General features: G+C 71.8%; 14 protein-coding genes. 1 reads left to right on the top strand and 13 read right to left on the bottom strand.

All coding sequences use genetic code 11. From position 1 onward, the window contains the following. Positions 1-8: 8 nt before the first annotated feature. The 12 genes from BSZ37_RS05275 to BSZ37_RS05220 all read right to left on the bottom strand — a co-directional run bounded on the left by BSZ37_RS05275 (position 9) and on the right by BSZ37_RS05220 (position 14,411). Entirely contained in the window at positions 9-602 is a 594-nt protein-coding gene (locus BSZ37_RS05275; protein WP_095509538.1) for a Y-family DNA polymerase, read from the bottom strand. A 212-nt stretch (positions 603-814) separates the two neighbouring features. After that, positions 815-1,879 (bottom strand): sugar kinase, encoded by a 1,065-nt coding sequence (locus BSZ37_RS05270; protein ID WP_095509537.1) that lies wholly within the window; start codon positions 1,877-1,879, stop codon positions 815-817. A 359-nt stretch (positions 1,880-2,238) separates the two neighbouring features. Continuing rightward, positions 2,239-2,910: a bifunctional 4-hydroxy-2-oxoglutarate aldolase/2-dehydro-3-deoxy-phosphogluconate aldolase gene (locus tag BSZ37_RS05265; RefSeq protein ID WP_095509536.1), complete on the bottom strand. Its 672-nt coding sequence runs from the start codon at positions 2,908-2,910 to the stop codon at positions 2,239-2,241. Positions 2,911-2,988: 78 nt separating this feature from the next. After that, entirely contained in the window at positions 2,989-4,542 is a 1,554-nt protein-coding gene (locus BSZ37_RS22330) for a T9SS type A sorting domain-containing protein (protein ID WP_095509535.1), read from the bottom strand. 144 nt (positions 4,543-4,686) lie between these two features. After that, positions 4,687-5,421 (bottom strand): FadR/GntR family transcriptional regulator, encoded by a 735-nt coding sequence (locus tag BSZ37_RS05255; RefSeq protein WP_095509534.1) that lies wholly within the window; start codon positions 5,419-5,421, stop codon positions 4,687-4,689. A gap of 44 nt (positions 5,422-5,465) precedes the next feature. Continuing rightward, a complete protein-coding gene (locus tag BSZ37_RS05250) occupies positions 5,466-6,761 on the bottom strand; it encodes a TRAP transporter large permease (protein ID WP_095509533.1) in 1,296 nt (431 codons plus the stop codon). Positions 6,762-6,774: 13 nt separating this feature from the next. Continuing rightward, entirely contained in the window at positions 6,775-7,323 is a 549-nt protein-coding gene (locus BSZ37_RS05245; protein ID WP_095509532.1) for a TRAP transporter small permease, read from the bottom strand. Next, positions 7,320-8,339: a TRAP transporter substrate-binding protein gene (locus tag BSZ37_RS05240; protein ID WP_095509531.1), complete on the bottom strand. Its 1,020-nt coding sequence runs from the start codon at positions 8,337-8,339 to the stop codon at positions 7,320-7,322. Before BSZ37_RS05240 ends, BSZ37_RS05245 begins: the two co-directional genes overlap by 4 nt. Beyond that, positions 8,339-10,939 carry a heparinase II/III domain-containing protein gene (locus BSZ37_RS05235; protein ID WP_095509530.1) on the bottom strand — a complete coding sequence of 867 codons (2,601 nt, stop codon included), beginning with the start codon at positions 10,937-10,939 and terminating at the stop codon, positions 8,339-8,341. The genes BSZ37_RS05240 and BSZ37_RS05235 overlap by 1 nt, the downstream gene beginning before the upstream one ends. Before the next feature lie 75 nt (positions 10,940-11,014). Beyond that, positions 11,015-11,374, bottom strand: a complete 360-nt coding sequence (locus tag BSZ37_RS05230; protein WP_095509529.1) for a cupin domain-containing protein — start codon at positions 11,372-11,374, stop codon at positions 11,015-11,017. Between the two features lie 4 nt (positions 11,375-11,378). Then, the gene (locus BSZ37_RS05225; RefSeq protein WP_218830405.1) at positions 11,379-12,134 is read right to left on the bottom strand and encodes an SDR family NAD(P)-dependent oxidoreductase; all 756 of its coding nucleotides are present in this window, start codon (positions 12,132-12,134) and stop codon (positions 11,379-11,381) included. A 57-nt stretch (positions 12,135-12,191) separates the two neighbouring features. Next, on the bottom strand, positions 12,192-14,411 hold the full coding sequence (locus BSZ37_RS05220) for a heparinase II/III domain-containing protein (RefSeq protein ID WP_179299485.1): 2,220 nt from the start codon (positions 14,409-14,411) through the stop codon (positions 12,192-12,194). A 168-nt stretch (positions 14,412-14,579) separates the two neighbouring features. Here BSZ37_RS05220 and BSZ37_RS05215 point away from each other — a divergent pair, with 168 nt between their 5' ends. Further along, positions 14,580-16,901: a chondroitinase-B domain-containing protein gene (locus BSZ37_RS05215; RefSeq protein ID WP_095509527.1), complete on the top strand. Its 2,322-nt coding sequence runs from the start codon at positions 14,580-14,582 to the stop codon at positions 16,899-16,901. Between the two features lie 80 nt (positions 16,902-16,981). Here the strand turns inward: BSZ37_RS05215 and BSZ37_RS05210 are convergent, their stop codons facing one another. Further along, entirely contained in the window at positions 16,982-18,736 is a 1,755-nt protein-coding gene (locus BSZ37_RS05210; RefSeq protein ID WP_218830404.1) for a potassium/proton antiporter, read from the bottom strand. Positions 18,737-18,774 lie beyond the last annotated feature (38 nt).

The following is an 18,774-nucleotide window of genomic DNA, read 5'->3' as shown; positions in this document are numbered from 1 at the left end:
CGCCTCCTTCACCGGCCTCGATCTCCACAAGCGCAACCCCGTGAACCGCTCTTTCTCCCCCCACCGCGCCGCCCTCGTGGCCCCTCTCGCCGCCTCGCTTTCAGAAGGGTCCGGGCGTACTTCGAAGCCGCCTTCGCGAGCGTCTTCGTCTCGGCCACGCTCACACGGACGGGGATCCCGGTCCACCGGAGCACGCGTCGGCGGATCTCGCGGGCCGTGGCCTCAGCGTGCTCGCGACGCGTCGCCGGTCCGGCCGCCGGTGGGGAGGTGGACGAACGCCTCGTCGATCGAGTACGGGACGACTGGGGCGAGACGGAGAGGAGCGTGTCCATGACCCGCCGGCTCATGCCCCCGTACAGGGTATAGTTCGAGCTGTAGACCCGGGCGCCCATCTCCCGGAGCTCGCGGCGGCAATTGAAGAACGGCTCGCCCATCCGGACCCCGGCGTCCTTCACCTCCTGGCTCCGGGCGATGACGCACCCGTCGTTGTTGCTGAGCACGGCGACGGAGACGCCTTCCAAGGACGGGTTGAAGACCCGCTCGCACGAGACGTAGAACGCGGAGCAGTCGACGAGGGCGACGAGGCGGCGGGGGACGGACACGGCGGAGGAGAGGCGGCGGCCATAGACGGACGTGCCCTACGCCACCCGTGGTGTCAGAGGGCTCTCACGCGGCCTCCGTCTCCGGCCGAGGTGTCCGGACACCCCGGTCGGGGCAAACCCAGACGCAGATTCCTGGACGGGTTTTCGAACGGGCGATGGCGTCGGCGAGGCCGATCGCTGACGACCTGCTACGCCGGCCAGGAAACGGCCGTTTATCGCTCGACGCGGCCGGAGCCGGAGCCGTGGGCCAGGGCCTCGACCTCGCGGGCCGAGGTCAGGTTGAGGTCGCCGGGGATTGTCTGCTTCAGCGCGCTCGCGGCCACGGCGAAGCCGAGCGCGTCCTCCGCGCTGTCCTTGGTCAGGAGCCCGTGGATGAGGCCGGCGGCGAAGCTGTCGCCCCCCCCCACGCGGTCCACGAGGCGGACGTCGTAGACCCGGCTCCGGACCGCCTCGGCGACGGGCCGAGCCGAGCCGGCCCCGCCGAGGAGCATCGCGCTCCACCCGTTGTCGCTGGCCGAGTGCGACTCGCGGAGCGTGATGGCGACGGCGTCGAACCCGAAGTCGTCGCGGAGGCGCTCGGCCAGCCGGGCGTAGCCGGCCTCGTCGAGCTCGGCTGCGGCCGCGGCCTCGGCGCCCGACCCCTCGGTCGTCACGCCGAGCGAGCGGTCGGCGTCCTCCTCGTTCGCGATGCAGACGTCGACGAACTCCATGAGCGGGCGCATCGTCGCCTGGGCCTCCTCGGTCGTCCACAGCTTCGAGCGGAAGTTGAGGTCGCACGAGACGGTCGCCCCGGCGGCCTTCGCGGCGCGGCAGGCGCGCTCGACGGCGGCCTTCGGCTTCGGCCCGAGCGCGGGCGTGATCCCGGTCCAGTGGAACCAGTCGGCGCCGCCGGACTCGGTGGCGAACGCGGCGTCCCAGTCGACCTCGTCGGGGTCCATCTCGCTCACGGCCGAGTGGGCCCGGTCGTAGATCACTTTCGACGGACGCTGGCTGGCGCCCGTCTCGAGGAAGTAGATCCCCACGCGCTCGCCGCCCCGCACCACGAACCGCGTGTCGACGCCGTACTGGCGGAGCCGGTTGACGGCGGCCTGCCCGATCTCGTGGGCTGGCAGCTTGCAGACGAACCGGGCGTCGTGGCCGAAGTGGGCCAGCGACACGGCGACGTTGGCCTCGCCGCCGCCGAACGTGGCGTCGAAGCTCTGGGCCTGGGCGAAGCGGGTGAACCCCGGCGTCGAGAGCCGGAGCATGATCTCGCCGAAGGTGACGACGGTAGACATGGTGGGTGTGCGGGGGATGAGTTAGATCGACTCTCGGATTCGGTAGTAGGGGCCATCGAGGGTGCAACCGCCGAGAGATTCGACCAGCCGCTTCCGGAGGCTCACCCCCGTGAACGACCGCCGCTCTGCCCTCTCCACGTCGACAGGCTCGACTCCCACTTCTTGACCGGCCTCGGCTGAGGAGAGCCCGGCCGCTTCACGGACGGCGCGGGCAGCCTCGGGAAGGTCGTTGGCACGGAGGAACGTGCCCTCTGCTAGGAAGGGGGCGAGCGGATTCGAAGGGAGTCCCATTGAGGTCGAGGGTTAGGTCCCATGGAAAACAGGCCGCGTCGATGGGCGCAGAGGCAGGCCTCGGCGGCTTATGCAGCGTCGACGGCGGCGCGGAGGCGGCGGGCGTTGGCCGTGAGCTGGGCCCAGTCGCCGGCGGCGATGGCGGCCGGGTCGACGAGGGCCGAGCCGGCGCCGACGGCGACGGCGCCCGCGCGGAGCCACTGGGCCGCGTTGTCGAGCGAGACGCCGCCGGTCGGCATCAGCTTGAGGTGGGGCATCGGGGCCAGGACGCCCTGGATGAAGCCGGGCCCGAGGCTCCCGGCCGGGAACACCTTGGCCACGTCGGCGCCGGCCTCGTGGGCCGTGAGGATCTCGGTCGGCGTAAAGCAGCCGGGCATCGCGGCGGCGTCGAGGGCGTGCGCGGCCTCGATCACCTCGCGCTTGAACACGGGACTGACGACGTAGCGGGCGCCGGCTTCGACGGCGGCGCGGGCCGTCTCGGCGTCGGTCACGGACCCGGCCCCGACGAGGACGCCGTCGCCCAATGCGTCGCACACCGCGCGGATGCCGTCGATTGCGTTCGGCACGGTCATCGTGACCTCGACGCAGACGACGCCGCCCTCGCGGAGCGCGTCGGCGATGCGGACCAGCTTCTCGGGCGCGTCCGTGCGGACGACGGCGACGGCCCGGTCGCGCTCGATCCAGCGGACGACGTCGGCGCGGGTGCCAGCGGAGGGGGTTCGGACGGGGTGGGTAGACATGGGTCTCGAACGGCACGGCGCCCCTCCCCTGGCCTGCTACACACCGGGGGAAGGGCGCCGTTGGCCGCGATCGGTACGTCAGCGTGCGAGCGTCACGGTCCGGGCGACGACGACGTCACCGGCCCGGAGCCGCACGTGGTAGACCCCCGACGCGAGGGCGCGGGCGTCCCACGCCACCTCGTGCGCGCCCGCCGGACGGGGACCGTCGGCGAGCGTCGCAACGCGGCGGCCGAGCACGTCGAACACCTCAACGGCGACGTCGGCCGCGGTCCCGAGCGTGAACGAGAGCGCCGCCAAGCCCGAGGTCGGGTTCGGGGAGGCCGCGAACTGGAGGGCGTCCGCCTCGGGGCCCCGGGTGATGGCGGTCCCGAACGAGTCGGTCGTCCCCACCGCCGCGTAGTGCACGTCGCCGACGACGTCCGTCCCGACGACCTCGAAGTCGAAGTCCCAGCCCGTCAGCTCGCCCGAGCCGATCGGCGTCGGCGGCGCGGCCAGCGTCGTGACGTGCGGGGTCGTCCCGTCCGCGTCGAAGCCGCCCGCGTTCGTCCACGTCGCGCCCCCGTCGGTGGAGCTCGCCACGACGAAGCTCTCGCTCCCTTCCGGCACGCCGTCGCCGGTGCCGTAGCTGACCTCGACGCGGTCGAGGGAGATCGGGTCGGCCGAGTCGAAGAAGTACCACTCGAAGGCGTAGTACCGGTTCGGCGAGAGCTCCATGAGCCCGCCCTCCAGCGCGCCGTCGGGCGCCTCGCTCACAAGGCGGACACCCATGAACTGGTCGTCAGAGGGGCGGTCGGTGACGTAGACCGTCGCGGGCCGGTACCCGGTCTCGTCGCCAAGCGGGAACTCCCGGCTGGTCTGGCTGTCGGCGGTCCCCTTCGGGAGCCCGCGCGCGAACTCGCCGAGGACGTACGAGGCCGGCGAGCCGCCGACCACGACGGAGCTGTTGTTCGAGATGAGCGTGAACCGGAAGTCCCCGGTGTCGAGGTAGCCGCTCTCGAGCGTGAAGGTGGCCCGGCTGTTGTTGTCGACGGTCGCGTCGTTGAGCATCGTGACTGTCGCCCCGTCGTCCTTGGCGATCGTGACGCGGAAGAGCTGGTTGTCGTCGTTGTCGTAGTCGCCCAGGTGGAGCGTGGCGTCCTCGCTGCCGTCGAAGATGAGGTCGATGAACGAGGCGTCGGCGGGCGTCGACGAGGTCGAGCCACGGCGCATGTCGAACGTGCCGCCCGTGGAGTTGTCGATGTCGCCGTGGACGGTCAGGCGGTGGTAGATCTCGCCGAGGCCGACGTCGCTCTCGTCCACGTTGGAGAGCGGGCGGAGCTCGGCGTCGGGGCCGTCGATGGTGAGGTCGCCGTAGACGGTCAGGCCCTTCTCGTCCGTGCCCGGGACGCCCCGGCCGGTCCGGAGCCAGCCCTCGCCGCTGACGGTGACGTTGTTAGCCTCGGCGTCGGCGATGTCGATGGTGACGGTGGAGTCGGCGATGACCACATCGTCGCCGGCCGTCGGGACCGCGCCGGTCGACCACGTGGTGGGGTCGCTCCAGTCGCCCGAACTGGCGACCGTGATCTGTGCAGAGGCGCCGCCCGCCCCGAGAGCGAGGCCGGCGAGGGCGACGATGGTGTAGAAGTGGCGCATGTGAGTGCGGGGGTGGAAGAGGACTCGACCTGTAGCATGTAACATGTCATACAGGTTGAATCCAGTATAGGTCACCGTCACTTCACGTGCAAGCGCTTCCGGAACTTCGCGGCTACGAGGCCGCGCGAACCCCGGGGGGAGCTCTCAGGCGGCCTGTACGCGCCGCCCCAACGCCGACTCCACGTGCTCCCGGGCGATCTCGAGGTGTTGCTTCATTGCCGTTTCTGCCGCCTCAGCGTCCCGGCCGAGGATCGCGTCGAGGACCTTCGTGTGCCAGTGGACGGCGGCGGAGTGGGCGTCGCCGACAACCTCGTACACGTCCGCCTTGATCGCCGGCATGAGCATCTGGATCGGCCGGACGAACAAGGGGAGCACGGGGTTGTGTGCCGCCTCCGCGATCAGGAGGTGGAACGCCATGTCGAGGCGGGTGAGGGCCTCGCGGTCGTCCGTCGCGCCGGCGAGCTCGGCCATGTTCGCGCGGAGCTTCTCCGCGTCCTCCTCCGTGTGGTGGAGGGCGGCGGCCGCCGCGATGGGCGGCTCGATCAGCTGGCGGGCCCCGACGACGTGGAGCGCGTGGTCGGTCCCGCTGTGCATGTGGAGGTAGAGCTCCATCGGCGTGACCACTGAGTCGGCCGAGAGCCGGCGGACGAACGTCCCCCGCCCCTTCTCGATGCGGAGGAGGCCCCGCGCCGAGAGCATCCGGAGCGCCTCACGCATGGCCGTCCGGCTCACACCGAACTGCGAGCACAGCTCCATCTCCGACGGCAGCTTCTCGCCCTCCGCGAGATCGCCCGACCGGATCGCCTCCTCGATGGCGGTCTCGACGGTCTGGCTCAGCAGTTCCGGCTTCCCTACTGACTTGAATCGTGTCCCAGACATGTCCTGACGGCGAAGGTGTCAGACAACATACACCCCCAGCCGTTCTAGAGCCCGAACGCTCGGGGAAGAGCGAGGGTCAGCTCCGGGACGAGGACCACGACGGCGAGCGCGACCAACATCGCGACGTAGAGCGGGAGGAGCGGCCGGACGATCCGCGAGACCGGGACGCCGGCCACCCCGCACCCCGCGAACAGGACCGTCCCGACCGGCGGGGTGCATAGCCCGATGCACAGGTTCAGCACCATGATGATCCCGAAGTGGAGCGGGTCGATGCCGAGCCCGACGGCCACGGGTAGGAAGATGGGCGTGAAGATGAGGATGGCCGGCGTCATGTCCATAAACGTCCCGACCGCCAGCAGCACGAGGTTGATGAGCAGCAGGAGCACGATGGGGTTCTCGGACAGCCCGACGAGCCCCTCGGCCACGCCCTGCGGGATCCGGTCGAACGAGAGGACCCACGAGAGGGCCATCGACGTGGCCACGAGGAGCATCACGACCGACGTCGTCACGACCGCGCGGAGGATGACGTCGCCGAGGTCGCGCACTGAGACGGCCCGGTAGACCCCGACCGAGAGCACGAGCGCGTAGATCACGGCGATCGCCGCGGCCTCGGTCGCGGTGAAGATCCCGGCCACGATCCCCCCGATCACGACGACGATCAGCCCGAGGCTGGGGAGCGCGTCGACAAAGCGCCGGCCGACCTCCGCCAGCGGGACGCGCTCGTCGGTCCCGTAGCCGTTCCGCTTGGCGACGATGCCGGCCACGAGCATGAGCGCGCCCCCGAGCAGGAGGCCCGGGACGTAACCGGCCACGAACAGGGCCGCCACGCTCACCCCGCCCGAGGCGAGCGAGTACACGATGAGCACGTTCGAGGGCGGGATGATGAGCCCGGTCGTCGCGGCCGACACGTTGACGGCCGCGCTGAACCCCTCGTCGTAGCCGGCCTCGGTCATCTTTGGGTGCATCACGCCGCCGATGGCGGCCGCCGCCGCGATCGCCGAGCCCGAGATCGCCCCGAACAGCATCGACGAGATGATGTTGACGAACGCGAGCCCGCCGGGCAGCGCCCCCACGAGCGACCGCGCGAACGCGATGAGCCGCTGGGCGATGCCGCCGTGGGCCATCAGGTTGCCGGCCAGGATGAAGAACGGGATCGCCAGCAGCGTGAAGCTGTTGAGCCCGCCGGCGAGCTGCTGCGCGACCGTGCTCACGGCCGGGCCGGGGTCGGCGACGGTCAGGAGCGACGCGAGCGTGGCCGCCCCGATGCAGAACGCGACCGGGACGTCGAGCGCGAGGAGTACCAGGAAGACGAGGAGGAGGACGGTGACGGCGAGGGCCATGCGGGCGGTGGGCTTAGTCGACGAAGCGGACGGTCTCGGGCGGCTCCGAGGCGCCCGAGGCGTCGTCGGGCGGGGCCGTGCGACGGAGCGTCTCGACCGCCCCCACCACCGCGTAGTACGCCATCAGCAGGCCCGAGAGCGGGAGCACGAGGTAGACGTACCCGACCGGCACCTGGAAGGCGGCCGACCGCTGGCCCAGCTCGAACGTGACCGACACCAGGATCCCCCCGCCCACGACGAACACGACGAGCGCGAACGCGGCGATCACGGCGTAGCTCGCCACGCGGGCCCGGCGGCGCCCCTCCAGCCCCAGCCGCGCCGTCACCACGTCGATGCCGAGGTGCGCCCGCTGGCGGAGCGCGTAGGCCGCCCCCAGGAGCGAGATCCACAGGAGGAGGTACGTCGCGAGCTCCTCCGTGTACGAGCTCGGGCTGTTGAGGAGGTAGCGCGTCGCGACCTGCCACGTCACGGTCACGACCATCACGACGGTCAGCGCGATGAGGGCGGCCCCGAGCAGGCGGTCGAGGGCCGAGGTGAAGCTGCGCGCGGGGGCGTCGGTCATGGGGCGTCGGTCGTGTCGGCGGGGGCGCCCGCCTCGGGGAGCGCGCGGATCCGGTCGGCGAGGGCGCCGACAGGCGTCCCCGCCAGCTCGGCGTAGATCGGGGCGACCGCCTCGCGGAACGGGCCCTTGTCCACCTCGACCACCTCGACGCCCGCCGCGCGGACCGAGTCGAGCGCGGCGCCCTCCTCCTCCAGCCACAGCTCGCGCTGGAGCGCGACGGACTCGGCGGCGGCCTGGCGGAACCACGCCCGCTGCTGCGCGCTCATCTTGTTCCAGCGGTGGGTCGAGATGAGCAGGATGTCGGGCGGGGCCGAGTGCTCGTCGAGGACGTAGTGCGTCACCTGCTGGTAGTGGCCCATGCCGTAGAGGCTCATCGGGCTGTTCTCGGCGCCGTCGACGATCCCCTGCTGGAGCGCGCCGTAGACCTCCGAGAACGCGAGCGGCGTCGCGTTGCCGCCGAGCAGGTTGATGGTCTGGATAAAGAGCGGGCTCGGGATGACGCGGATCTTGAGGCCGGCGAGGTCGTCGGGCTCGCGGACCTCGCGGCCGTTGACGTAGAAGCTCCGGAAACCGGCGTCGTAGTAGGCCACGCCGAGCATCCGGTAGGGCTCGGCCGTCGTGAGGATCTCCTCGCCGATCTCGCCACCCAGCGTCTGCCACAGGTGGTCCCGGTCCCGGAACAGGTAGGGGATGCTGAACACGCCCATCTCGGGCACGAAGCTCTCCATCACGCCCGACGACACCTTCGTCATGTCGAGCGTCCCGAGCTGGAGGAGCTCGATCGTCGCCCGCTCCGTGCCGAGCTGGCCGCTCGGGTAGATCTCCATCCGCATCGTCCCGCCCGAGAGCTCCCGGAGCCGCTCGTCGAACCGGAGGAGCCCCTTCTGGACCGGCGACTCGGCATCGAGCGAGTTCGCGACGCGGAGGACGGTCACGTCGCCCTCGTCACCGCACCCGGCGAGGAGGAGCGGCGCGAGGAGGAGCGCGAGAACCGCAAACGAGAGTCGACGGCGCATCAGAGGCGGACGAGGCGGGTGACCGACCGGAGATCGCCCGCCTCGGCGACGGCGACGTAGAGGCCGGGCGCGACAGGGCCGGACGCGGCGCGGCCGTCCCAGACGAGCGCGTGGCGGCCCGCGGCGAGCGGGCCGTCGGCGAGCGTGGCGAGGCGGCGGCCGAGCACGTCGTAGACGGCCACGTGAACGGGCCCGGCGGCGGGGAGGTCGAGCGAGAGCCGGACGGCGCCGGCGGACGGGTTCGGCGCGGCGCCGAGGCGGAGCCCCCCGGTCTCGGGTGACGCCTCGTCCGAGACCTCCAGGTCCGTGTCGACGACGACCGTGCCGGCCTCGGGCAGCGTGAACCGGACGCGCCCGTCGCCCAGCGTTTCGACGTCGAGGGCGGCGCCGTCGAGCGTGACCGACTCGGCGATCGCGGTGGCGGGGAGGAGTTGGAGCGTGACCGTCGCCTCGCCCTCGAAGGGGGCGACCGCCAGCATCTGGCGGCTCGGGTCGCGAAGGTCGGCGGAGAGGGTGAGCGGTCGGCTCGCCTCGACGAGCGGGGTGCCGTCCCACCGGAGGTCGGTGGCACGGACCGTGCCCCACCGCGTCACGGCGTCGCCGTCGCGGCCGACGGCGGCGAACGGGGCGTCGGTGGTCACGCGGTCGGCGGTGCGGAGCGCCGGGTCGCGCTGCGTCGCGAGGTGCCACGCGCCCGTGCCGGTCGCCAGCTCGGCGCTCACGAGGTCGCCGTCCGTCCGGTCCGTCACGGCCGGCGCGGCGCCCGAGGCGGGCGTGGCCGAGAGCGTGTGGAGGACCGTGGCGGCGTCGGCGTTCCGGCGCGCGACGACGCTCTGCTGGGCCTCCTCGCGGTCGAAGTAGAAGCTCGTCCATCCGTCGGTCGCGTCGAACAGGAGCGGGCCGTCGGCGACGAACGAGGCGTGGAGGCGCCCCCCCTCCCCCACCGCGTCGGCCGGGGCCGTCCACGTAAACGTCTGGCCATCCCGGGCGGGCACGCCCCGGCCGTGGACGTGGACCTGGAGGCTCGCTGCCTCGCCTGCCTCGACGTGGTCGTAGACGGCGAACCGTTCGTCGTCCAGGAACGCGATGCCGCGGCGGACGGTCGCCCCCCCCCGCACGCCGTTGTTCGGCGCCCACATCTCGGCCACGTCGAAGGCGGCCCCGTCGAGGAACGCCGTCTGCTCCGGCCCCTCGTTCTGCCCCGTGCTGACGTCGCGGACGGGGAAGCCGTTGACCGTGACGACGTTGTGGGCCTGGGCCGAGAGGTACCAGTCGCGGCGGTCGTCGGAGAACCCGTCCGGGCCGTAACCGGCGTCGACGGCGAGCGGCGTGTTCTCGGCGTCGAGCGTGTACGAGAGGAGGTCGGGGTGGTCGTGGTTGTCGGCGCTGGCGACGCCGTGGAACAGGAGCCGCCGCGTCCCCGGGTCGCCCGCGTCCCAGTCGCTTCGGAAGACGACCTGCCCGCTCTCGAGTCGCTGCGTCGGCGAGGCGTCTGGGGCCGTCGCCGGGATCGAGAGGTCCATCGTCAGGAACTCGTCGACGCTCCAGACCACGTCGTTGGTTGCCCCGGTGTAGTTGTCGGTAAAGAACTCCGTCGTGGCCCAGTTCCACTGGAGGATCTCGCCGAGCGGGGCCGCCGAGTGGAGCGCGGTCGGAGCGTCGGCGTAGGCCGCCGCGACCATGTGCGTGGGGGCCGGCTTGGGGAAGCCGTCCTCGAGGGCCGGCATCCACCCGCGCCCGGTGCGGACCTGGACGGGCCACTCGAACGTGGGCTGATAGGCCGGAAACAGGTCCTGGCCCGCCTCGCGGTACTGCCACAGGAAGGGGATCCCGTTGACGAAGTTGTAGAGCCAGTAGTGGGAGCCCTCCCGGTAGACGCCGTCCGCCGAGAACTGGTACCGCGTCGTCGTGTTGAGCTGCTTGAGCGCGAGGGTCAGCCACTCGGCCGCGTCGGGGTGGTCCGACAGCGTGAGGGCCGCCGTGCCGACGGCGTAGGCCGGCTTCGAGCGGTGGTTGTGGGGGCGGGGCGCGTAGCGGACGCCGCTCACCATGTTGTCGGCGAGGAGCGCCGTCTCTTCGGCGAGCGCGGCGCGGATCGTCGCGTCGTCCTCGGGCGAGAGCACGCCGTGGAGCCAGTCGTAGGCGGCGCAGAAGTTCTGGAGCCACGTCGCGCGGTAGATCTCGTCGTACTCGCCGCTGAAGGCGTCCGATGTCGCCTCTCGCGGGACGTTTTCGTAGGCGAGGAGGAGGGCCTGGTAGCCCTTGACGCGCGCCACGATGTCGTCGTCCACGATCCAGGCGAACGCGAGTGCCTTCGCCATCTGGGAGCGGTCGCCGGGGTCGGTCGCCTCGGGGCTCCGACTCCGGTACCGGTTGATGTCCGCCTGGACACGCCCGCGGACGTCGGCGTAGGTCGGGTCGTGCCACTTCGCGCGGAGCGCGTCGAGGTCGTCGGTCCCGAACCACAGCTGGGGGTGGCTCTCCTCGACGGGCAGGACCGGATCGGTGGGGACGGCCCAGCCGGTGTACGTCTCGTACTGGCCCTGCGCGTTGACGGCGGTCGCCAGCGAGAACAGAAACGCGAGGAGCGCGGAGCGCATGACGGACGGAGGGGGTGGTGGGACGGCTCGCCTCGGTGCGCTGACCGGCGCACCGAGGCGGACGAGGCAGGAAGCTCAGCCGCCCTCGGGGACGAACGTCTCGCGGGCGGGGGCGAACACGTCGAGGAGCTCGCCGGCCTCGGTGCAGACGGCGCCGTGGAGGAGGTCGGGCTCGACGAAGAAGCTGTCGCCCTCGCGGAGCGTCGTCGTCTTGCCGTCGATGGTCACGTCGAAGGCCCCCTTGCAGACGTAGCTCACCTGGCGGTGCGGGTGCCGGTGCGGCGTCCCGACAGCGCCCTGCTCGAACACGACCCGAACGAGCATGAGCTCGCCGTCGTACCCCAGCACCTGGCGGGTGATGCCCGGGTCGGGCACCTCCCACTCGACGTTGTCGGTCTTGATGAACGGGCCGGAGCCCTGGATGATCGGCTCCATGGGATCAGGTGAAGTAGAGGCCGCCGTTGATCTCGAGCGACTCGCCGTTGATGTAGGAGGACGCGTCGGAGGCGAGGAAGACGACGGCCTGGGCCACGTCGTCGGCCTCGCCCTCGCGGCCGGCGGCGGTCGTGGCGGCCGTCCGCTGGCGGGCCTCGTCGGGGGTGAACGTGTCGTGGAAGGTCGTGGCGATGAGGCCCGGCGAGACGGCGTTGCAGCGGATCTTCCGGCCCGAGAGCTCCTTGGCGAGCCCGCGGGTGAGCGTGAGCACGCCGCCCTTCGAGGCCGCGTAGGCCACGGCCCCGCCGCCGCCGCCGTTGCGGGCCGCCAGCGACGAGAGGTTCACGATCGCGCCGCCGTCGTTCATCTTGGCCGCGGCGGCCTTGGTCACGAGAAAGACGCTCTTGAAGTTGACGTCCATCACCCGGTCCCAGAGGTCCTCGCTCATCTCCGTGATCGGGCAGCGCTCGAGGAGCCCGCCGGCGTTGTTGACCAGGATGTCGAGGCTGCTGCCGAGTTGGTCGCACGTCTCGGCGACGAGCCGCTCGACCTGGTCCGGCTGGGTCACGTCGGCCTGGACGGCGACGGCGGTGCCGCCGGCGTCGGTGATCTCCTTGGCGGCGGCCTCGGCCTCGTCCTTGCTGGAGCGGTAGTTGATGGCGACGGCGGCGCCGGCCTGGGCCAGGCGGTGGCAGATGGCTTTGCCGATGTCGCGGCCGCCACCGGTGACGAGGGCGGTCTTTCCAGAGAGGTCGATCACGTGTTCGAGGGGGTGAATGGGTGCCGGCGGAAGGCCGCCAGTCGGGAACGGGGGGAGCTAGGGGACGGGGCGGACGGCGACGTTGCCGGTCCAGGTGACGGCCTGCCCGCCGACCGTGGCCGTATGCGGGCCGTCGGAGGGCGCGCCGTTGTTGACGAAGACGTGCCACCGCGCGCCAGCGTGGTCCTCGATCTCGACCACGCTCGCGGCGTCGTCGGAGCCGAGCACGCGGACGGCGGCGACGCGGGGGCGGGCCTGGACCGAGCTCTCGGTCGCCCCGCTGTAGTAGCCGTGGGGCTCGATCACGCTCGCGAACAGGTGGTCGGCGGCCCGGCGGCGCAAGACGAGGAGCGGCTCGCTCGTCAGGTTGAAGTCGGGGTCGTTCGCGCCCGTCCGGCCCATCAAGATCTCGGTCGGCGCCGTCCCGGCCGTCGTCACCGAGTAGTAGCGGTTGCCGTCGAGCCAGGTAAACTGGACGTCGCCGGTCGCGCTCGCGCGGCCGGTCTCCCAGACGTGCTGGTAGCCGGCGTCGTCGCCGAGCGGTCGGAGCGCGTCGGCGTGGCCCGCGAGGTCGAAGCTGGCCGTGATCGGGACGCCGTCGTAGTGGAGCGGGTAGTCGTACTGGTGCTCGGCGTCGGCGGCGAGGCGGAAGAGGTCGATCAGGATCGGGTGGTCGAAGGCGTCGTCCTCGACGAGGAGCACGGTCCGCTGCATGTCGACGCCGGGGTAGTAGCCGCGCGCATACGCGCTCACGGCCTGGACGCCATCGCTCGCGTCGCCGTCGAAAAAGTGGCGATCGGCGTGCATGGCGTCCGCCTCGCGCCGGTCGCCGTCGTTCTGGCTCCGGCCGTCGACCACGACCGTGTTGTGGGCGAGCGTCTGCTTGGCCCACGTGTCGTTCTCCGGGAGGTAGCGCCCGCCGTACTTCGGCTCGACGTTGACGAAGCGGGCGAAGCCGTAGTCGTCGAGGACGTCGCGGCCCTGGTCCCAGAGGATGAGCCCCAGCTTGTCGAAGTGGCCGTGGCCGAGGCCGTGGACGCCGTACTTCATGAGCGCGACCGTCTGGCCCTCGCCCGTCCCGGCGCGGAGGATGCCGAGGCCGCCGCCTTCGCCGTCGGCGCCGTCGCGGAACTCGACGCTCTCCCACGTCATCTCGGGGATCGTCTCGGCGGCGGCGTAGGCCCGGGCGACCGCCAGCCCGGAGCCGTTGAGGATCACCTGGCCTTGGAAGCGGGCCACGCCCAGGAGCGTCGGGTCGTTGCCGTAGCGGTCGTAGACGAGGTCGGTCCCGAGCACGACGCCCGGCGCGGCCACGGACATGTACAGGCTGCCGTCGTTGAGCGCCGGAAGCGTCCCGTCGGGCCAGGCCGTCTGGACCGTCGCGTAGAGCGCCTTCTCGAGGATCCCGTCGCGGTAGGCGTAGATGTCGAGCGCGGGCTCGTTCCGCGCGATCGCCTCGGCGAAGTAGAAGAACGGCCAGATGGCGTAGCGGGCGTAGTACGGCCCCTCCATGTAGTAGCCGTCGGGCGAGAACAGCTCGTCGAGTTGGCGGAGGAAGCCCGCCTCGCCGGACTTGTCGGTCCCGTAGAGCGCCTGCTCCACGAGGTCGCGGTCGCCGAGGACGTAGCCGGCCATCCCCACGCTGGCGGCCGCCCACGTCCCGTGGTTGTGGATCCGGTCGAGCGAGAACGCGCCCTCGCCCGTGAACCACTCGAGCATGGGCCGGAACACGTTCGCTTCGATCGTCGCCCGCTCCGCCTCGGTCAGCGCGTCGTAGACGTTGTCGTAGCCGACGATGGTGTGGACGAGCCAGACGTTCTCGTTGAGGAGCTGGTGGAACAGCTTGCCCGGCACCTGGCGCTCGCTCATCGGGTGGGGGCCGAGGGCCGGGTACATCTCCGCGTACTGCAGCAGCATGTCGCGGACGAAGTCGGCGTAGCGGCGCTCTCCGGTGATCTGGTAGAGCAGCCCGGCCGCCATCATCTCGCGGTAGTTCTGCTTGTGCCGCTCGTGGGCGTAGCCGCCGGCCTCGCCCGGCGGTGGCGTCTCGATCGGCTCCCCCAACGCCGCCTCCATCATGACGACATCGGCCTCGATGGTGGCGTCGAGCAGGGCGTACTGCCCGCGGGCGGCGCGGATCGCCGCGATCTCGTCGGCGGAGACGAAGACGTTCGGGTGCACCGCCTCAACGCCCGAGGCGGGCGCGCTCGTGGCCGTCCCCTGTGCGCAGGCGGTACCGCCGAAGAGGAGCGCGGCGAGCGAAAGGAGGCGGAGCACGGGCATCGAGGACGGGGGCAGGTCGCGTCCGTCGAAGTGGGAGCGCTTCCGGTTCGGGCGTATTCTACCTGTAACATGTCATACAAGTCAAGCCGATTGGCGTACTTTGCCCCTTCCGCACCCCTCGTCACTCGAACGGGCCGCCGCGCTCGCCACCGCTCCGCTCCCATGACGCGATCCCTGCCGCTCCTCGCCGCCCTGGCCACGCTGGCCGCTCTCCTGCCGGCCGCGGGCGCCCAGACGACCGTCCGCGTCGCCACTGCGGCCGAGCTCGACGCGGCCATCGCGGGCGCCGGGCCCGGGACCGAGATCGTCATGGCCGACGGTGAGTGGAGCGACGTCCGCATCCGGCTCGTCGGGACGGGGACGGCCGAAGCCCCGATCACGCTCCGCGCCGAGACGCCGGGGGGCGTCGTCGTCCGGGGCGCGTCGGACCTCTGGTTGGCCGGCGAGCACCTCGTCGTCGACGGGCTCCACTTCCGCGACGGGGCCGCGCCCGGCGACGCCGTCATCCAGTTCGCCGTCAGCGACGACTCGCTCGCGAACCACAGCCGGGTGACGAACTGTGTGATCGAGGGGTACAACCAGCCGCAGCGGGACCAGACCGACCTCTGGGTCCGGTTCCGGGGCCGCCACAACCAGCTCGACCGCTGCTACCTCGCCGGCAAGTCGAACCGCGGCCCGACCATCCGGGTCGACCTCGAGGGGACCCCGAGCGCGTTCAACTACCACCGGATTACGAACAACCACTTCGGGCCGCGGCCGCCCAAGGGCGGGCCGAGCGCCGAGACCTTGCAGATCGGCGACAGCAGCACGTCGATGTCCCCGAGCCACACGCTCGTCGAGGACAACCTGTTCGACCGGTGCGACGGCGAGGTCGAGGTGATCTCGAGCAAGTCCAACTTCAACGAGTTCCGGGGCAACGTCTTCTACCACAGCGAGGGCTCGCTCGTCACCCGGCACGGGGCCTACGTCACCGTCGACGGCAACGTGTTCATCGGCGACGGCGCGAACCCGTACTTCGGCGGCGTCCGCCTGATCGGCACCGGGCACCGGGTCACGAACAACTACTTTTTCGGTCTGCGGGGGGAGGAATTCCGGGCGCCGCTCGCGCTGATGAACGGGATCTACCGGTCCTCGATCAACCGGTACTTCCAGGTCACCGACGTGACGGTCGCCCACAACACGTGGGTCGACACGGAGTCCCCGTGGCAGATCGGCGTCGGCTCGAACGTGGACCAAGCCGAGGTTCTGCCGCCGTCGGAGATCCGGGACCAGCCGCCCGTCCGGACGCTCTTCGCCAACAACGTCCTCTACAACTCGGAGGGTGACGGCACCCCGATCCTGCGCGTCGACTCGATCGACGGGATCGAGTTTCGGAGCAACGTGATCGACAACCAGGGTGTCCCGTTCGAGGGCGTCGAGGGGCTCGTGGAGCGGGACCTGACGATGACCGAGGTGGTCGACGACGTCTGGGTCGCCATGGACGGGGTCGCCGCGGTGCCCGTGCACCACGGGTTCGAGTTCGACCAGATCGACCGCGACCTCTTCGGCCAGCCGCGCGGCGAGCAGAACGCGGTCGGCGCGACGAACGGGACGGCGCCCGAGGCCGTCGACCTGTTCGACCCGTCCCGCTACGGCCCCGCCTGGTTCCGCCCCGGCGCCGAGGCGGACGGACCCGGCCAGACCCACGCGGTGCGCACGCCGGACGAGTTGGCCCGCGCCGTCGCGGAGGCGGGCGAGGGCGACGTGATCGAACTCGCAGGGGGCGCCTACGAGATCGTGACGCCCCTCGCCATCGACCAGGAGGTCACCGTCCGCGCCGCCGACCCCGGCGACCGGCCCGTGATCCGCTACGCTGGCGGAGCCGGCACGCCCGCGTTCGAGATGAACCCGGGCGGTCACCTCCGACTCGCGAACGTCGTCCTGCACGGCGGCGCTGAGACGCTTGCGTTCGCGCCGTTGCGGAGCGGGATGTCGAGCCTGTACACCCTCGAGGTCGAGGACGCGGAGATTTCCGGATTCGACGCCGTGCTCCGGGCCTACAAGCATTCGTTCGCCGACCTCGTCCGCCTCGAGCGCGTCCGGGTCCGGGACGTCGCGAACGGGCTGGAGCTGGCGGCCGAGGACGACGACCGGGGCGACTACAACGCCGAGCGGGTGGTCGTCCTCGACAGCCGGTTCGAGACCGTCGGCTCGAACGTCATCGACTACTACCGCGGCGGGTACGACGAGTCGACGGTCGGCGGGACGCTCGTCGTCCGCGGCACGACGGTCACGGGGAGCGGGGCCGACGACGCCGACGACGTCCTCCTCGGGACGTACGGGATCATCAACGTCGACCTCTCGGGCAACACGTTCCGCGACAACGAGGTCGAGCGGGTGGCCGTCCTGTGGGGTGCCAAGAACAACACCCACGCCGACAACACCGTCGAGCGCTCGGGCGAGATCGTCGTGGAGCAGAACCTGCCCCAGCGGCTGGTCTACTGACCGGCCCGGCGTCCCCTGCCCGCGCTCGGCGTCGGGTGCCGGTTCGAGCTGCCCGTCGGTGCTAACGGGACGGGTCCCGCTCACGCGCCCTGCGGGGCCACCGCGGGCTCGGGGGGACCGGCCTCCGGCCTCCCCTCCTCGGACGCGCCCTCCGGGACCTCTGGCTCAGGGGCGTGCGTGAGGCGGACGAACTCGGGGTCGTCCGACGGCTCGACGAGGAACGGGCCGAGGCGGGACGGGCCGCCGTCGGCGACGAGTCCGCCGACCGGGTCCGCCGACCACGTCGGGCCGGGGAGCCCGAAAAAGCGGTGGAGCTGGCCGAGCGTGCTCGCGGCCGGGAACGCGAGCGCGAGGCCGTCGGCGAGCGGTGGCGTCCGCGCCTCGGGGTCGAAGAGGCGGTCGACGAGCGGCTTCAGCCGGGTCCGCATCGCGACGAACACGTGGTCGCCGGGCCGGAGGGCCGTCCCGCCCCGCGGCACGACCACGGCCCCGTCACGGACGACGAGCGTGACGGCCACGCCGTCCGGGAACGCGAGGTCGCGGAGGAGCTGCCCCGCCACCCGGGCCGACGGCGCGACGGTGTAGTCGACGACGTCGCCGTCGACGTGGCGGAGCGCGTGGAGGTCGACGGTGACGGGCGGCGCCGGGTCGGCCGGGCGGCCGATCCGCAGCCACCGCGCCGCGAGCGGGAGCGACCAGCCCTGGCTCACCGCCGACACCAAGACCACGAAGAACACGACGTCGAACAGGGCCTCGGCACCCTCGACGCCCGCCAGGAGCGGGAACGTCGCGAGCGTGATCGGGACGGCCCCCTTCAGCCCGACCCACGACACGAACGCCCCCTCGCGCGCCGTGAACCGGAACGGCGCCAGCGACAGCGCCACGCCGAGCGGACGGGCGACGAGGATCAACACGGCGGCTACGGCGAGAGCGGGGCCGGCGACCGCGAGCAGCCGGCTCGGGAAGCTCAAGAGCCCGAGGAGCACGAACAGGGCGATCTGGGCCAGCCAGGCGACCGCGTCGTGGAACATGAAGATGCCTCGCCGGAAGACGAGGGCGCTGTTGCCGAGCACGATCCCGGCGAGGTAGACGGCCAGGAACCCGCTCCCGCCCATGACCGCCGCGAGCCCGAACGCGAGGAGCCCGAACGCGGTCACGAGCACGGGGTAGAGCCCGGGCGCGTCGAGGTTCGCCCGGCCGACGGCCCACGCCGCCGCCAGCCCCACGCCCACGCCGACGGCCCCGCCGACCCCGAACTGGAGCCCGAACAGGAGCGCCAGCGACCCGGCGTCGGCGCCGGTCCCGGCGAGGACGCCGACGAGCCCGAGCGTGAGGAAGATGGCCATCGGGTCGTTCGACCCGCTCTCGACTTCGAGCGTCGCCCCGAGTCGCTCCGGGAGGGCGAGCCCGCTCGAGCGCAGGACCGAGAACACTGCCGCGGCGTCGGTCGACCCGACGATGGCCCCCAGCAGGAGCCCGTGGAGGACGGGCAGCCCGAGGATCCAGGCGGCCGCGAGCCCGGTCACGGCCGCCGTCACGAACACGCCGACGGTGGCGAGCGAGAGCGCCGGCCGCCACGCGCTCCGGAGCGCGCTCGTCGACGTCCGGAGCCCACCGTCGAACAGGATGAACGCGAGGGCCACGCTCCCGAGCGCGTTCGCGAGCCCGTAGTCCTCGAAGGCCACGCCGCCGACGCCCTCCGACCCGGCCAGCATCCCGACCCCGAGGAACAGCACGAGCACCGGCATCCCGAGCCGAGCCGAAAGCTTGCTCGACGCGATCCCGAAGACGAGCAGGAGCCCCGTCAGGAAGAGGGCGGCGTTGACGGCGGGCACGGCGGCGGGACGGGGCGCGGGGCGCAGGCGAACGCGCG

Origin of the sequence: Rubrivirga marina (assembly GCF_002283365.1) — a bacterium.
GTDB classification, from domain to species: Bacteria; Bacteroidota; Rhodothermia; order Rhodothermales; family Rubricoccaceae; genus Rubrivirga; species Rubrivirga marina.
This window is presented reverse-complemented; position numbering and strand designations above follow the sequence as displayed.

Coding starts and splice junctions, on each gene's coding strand:
- BSZ37_RS05270 (WP_095509537.1), bottom strand. CDS start 1,879: ATGTCTACCGTCGTCACCTTCGGCGAGATCATGCTCCGGCTCTCGACG.
- BSZ37_RS05265 (WP_095509536.1), bottom strand. CDS start 2,910: ATGTCTACCCACCCCGTCCGAACCCCCTCCGCTGGCACCCGCGCCGAC.
- BSZ37_RS22330 (WP_095509535.1), bottom strand. CDS start 4,542: ATGCGCCACTTCTACACCATCGTCGCCCTCGCCGGCCTCGCTCTCGGG.
- BSZ37_RS05255 (WP_095509534.1), bottom strand. CDS start 5,421: ATGTCTGGGACACGATTCAAGTCAGTAGGGAAGCCGGAACTGCTGAGC.
- BSZ37_RS05250 (WP_095509533.1), bottom strand. CDS start 6,761: ATGGCCCTCGCCGTCACCGTCCTCCTCCTCGTCTTCCTGGTACTCCTC.
- BSZ37_RS05245 (WP_095509532.1), bottom strand. CDS start 7,323: ATGACCGACGCCCCCGCGCGCAGCTTCACCTCGGCCCTCGACCGCCTG.
- BSZ37_RS05240 (WP_095509531.1), bottom strand. CDS start 8,339: ATGCGCCGTCGACTCTCGTTTGCGGTTCTCGCGCTCCTCCTCGCGCCG.
- BSZ37_RS05235 (WP_095509530.1), bottom strand. CDS start 10,939: ATGCGCTCCGCGCTCCTCGCGTTTCTGTTCTCGCTGGCGACCGCCGTC.
- BSZ37_RS05230 (WP_095509529.1), bottom strand. CDS start 11,374: ATGGAGCCGATCATCCAGGGCTCCGGCCCGTTCATCAAGACCGACAAC.
- BSZ37_RS05215 (WP_095509527.1), top strand. CDS start 14,580: ATGACGCGATCCCTGCCGCTCCTCGCCGCCCTGGCCACGCTGGCCGCT.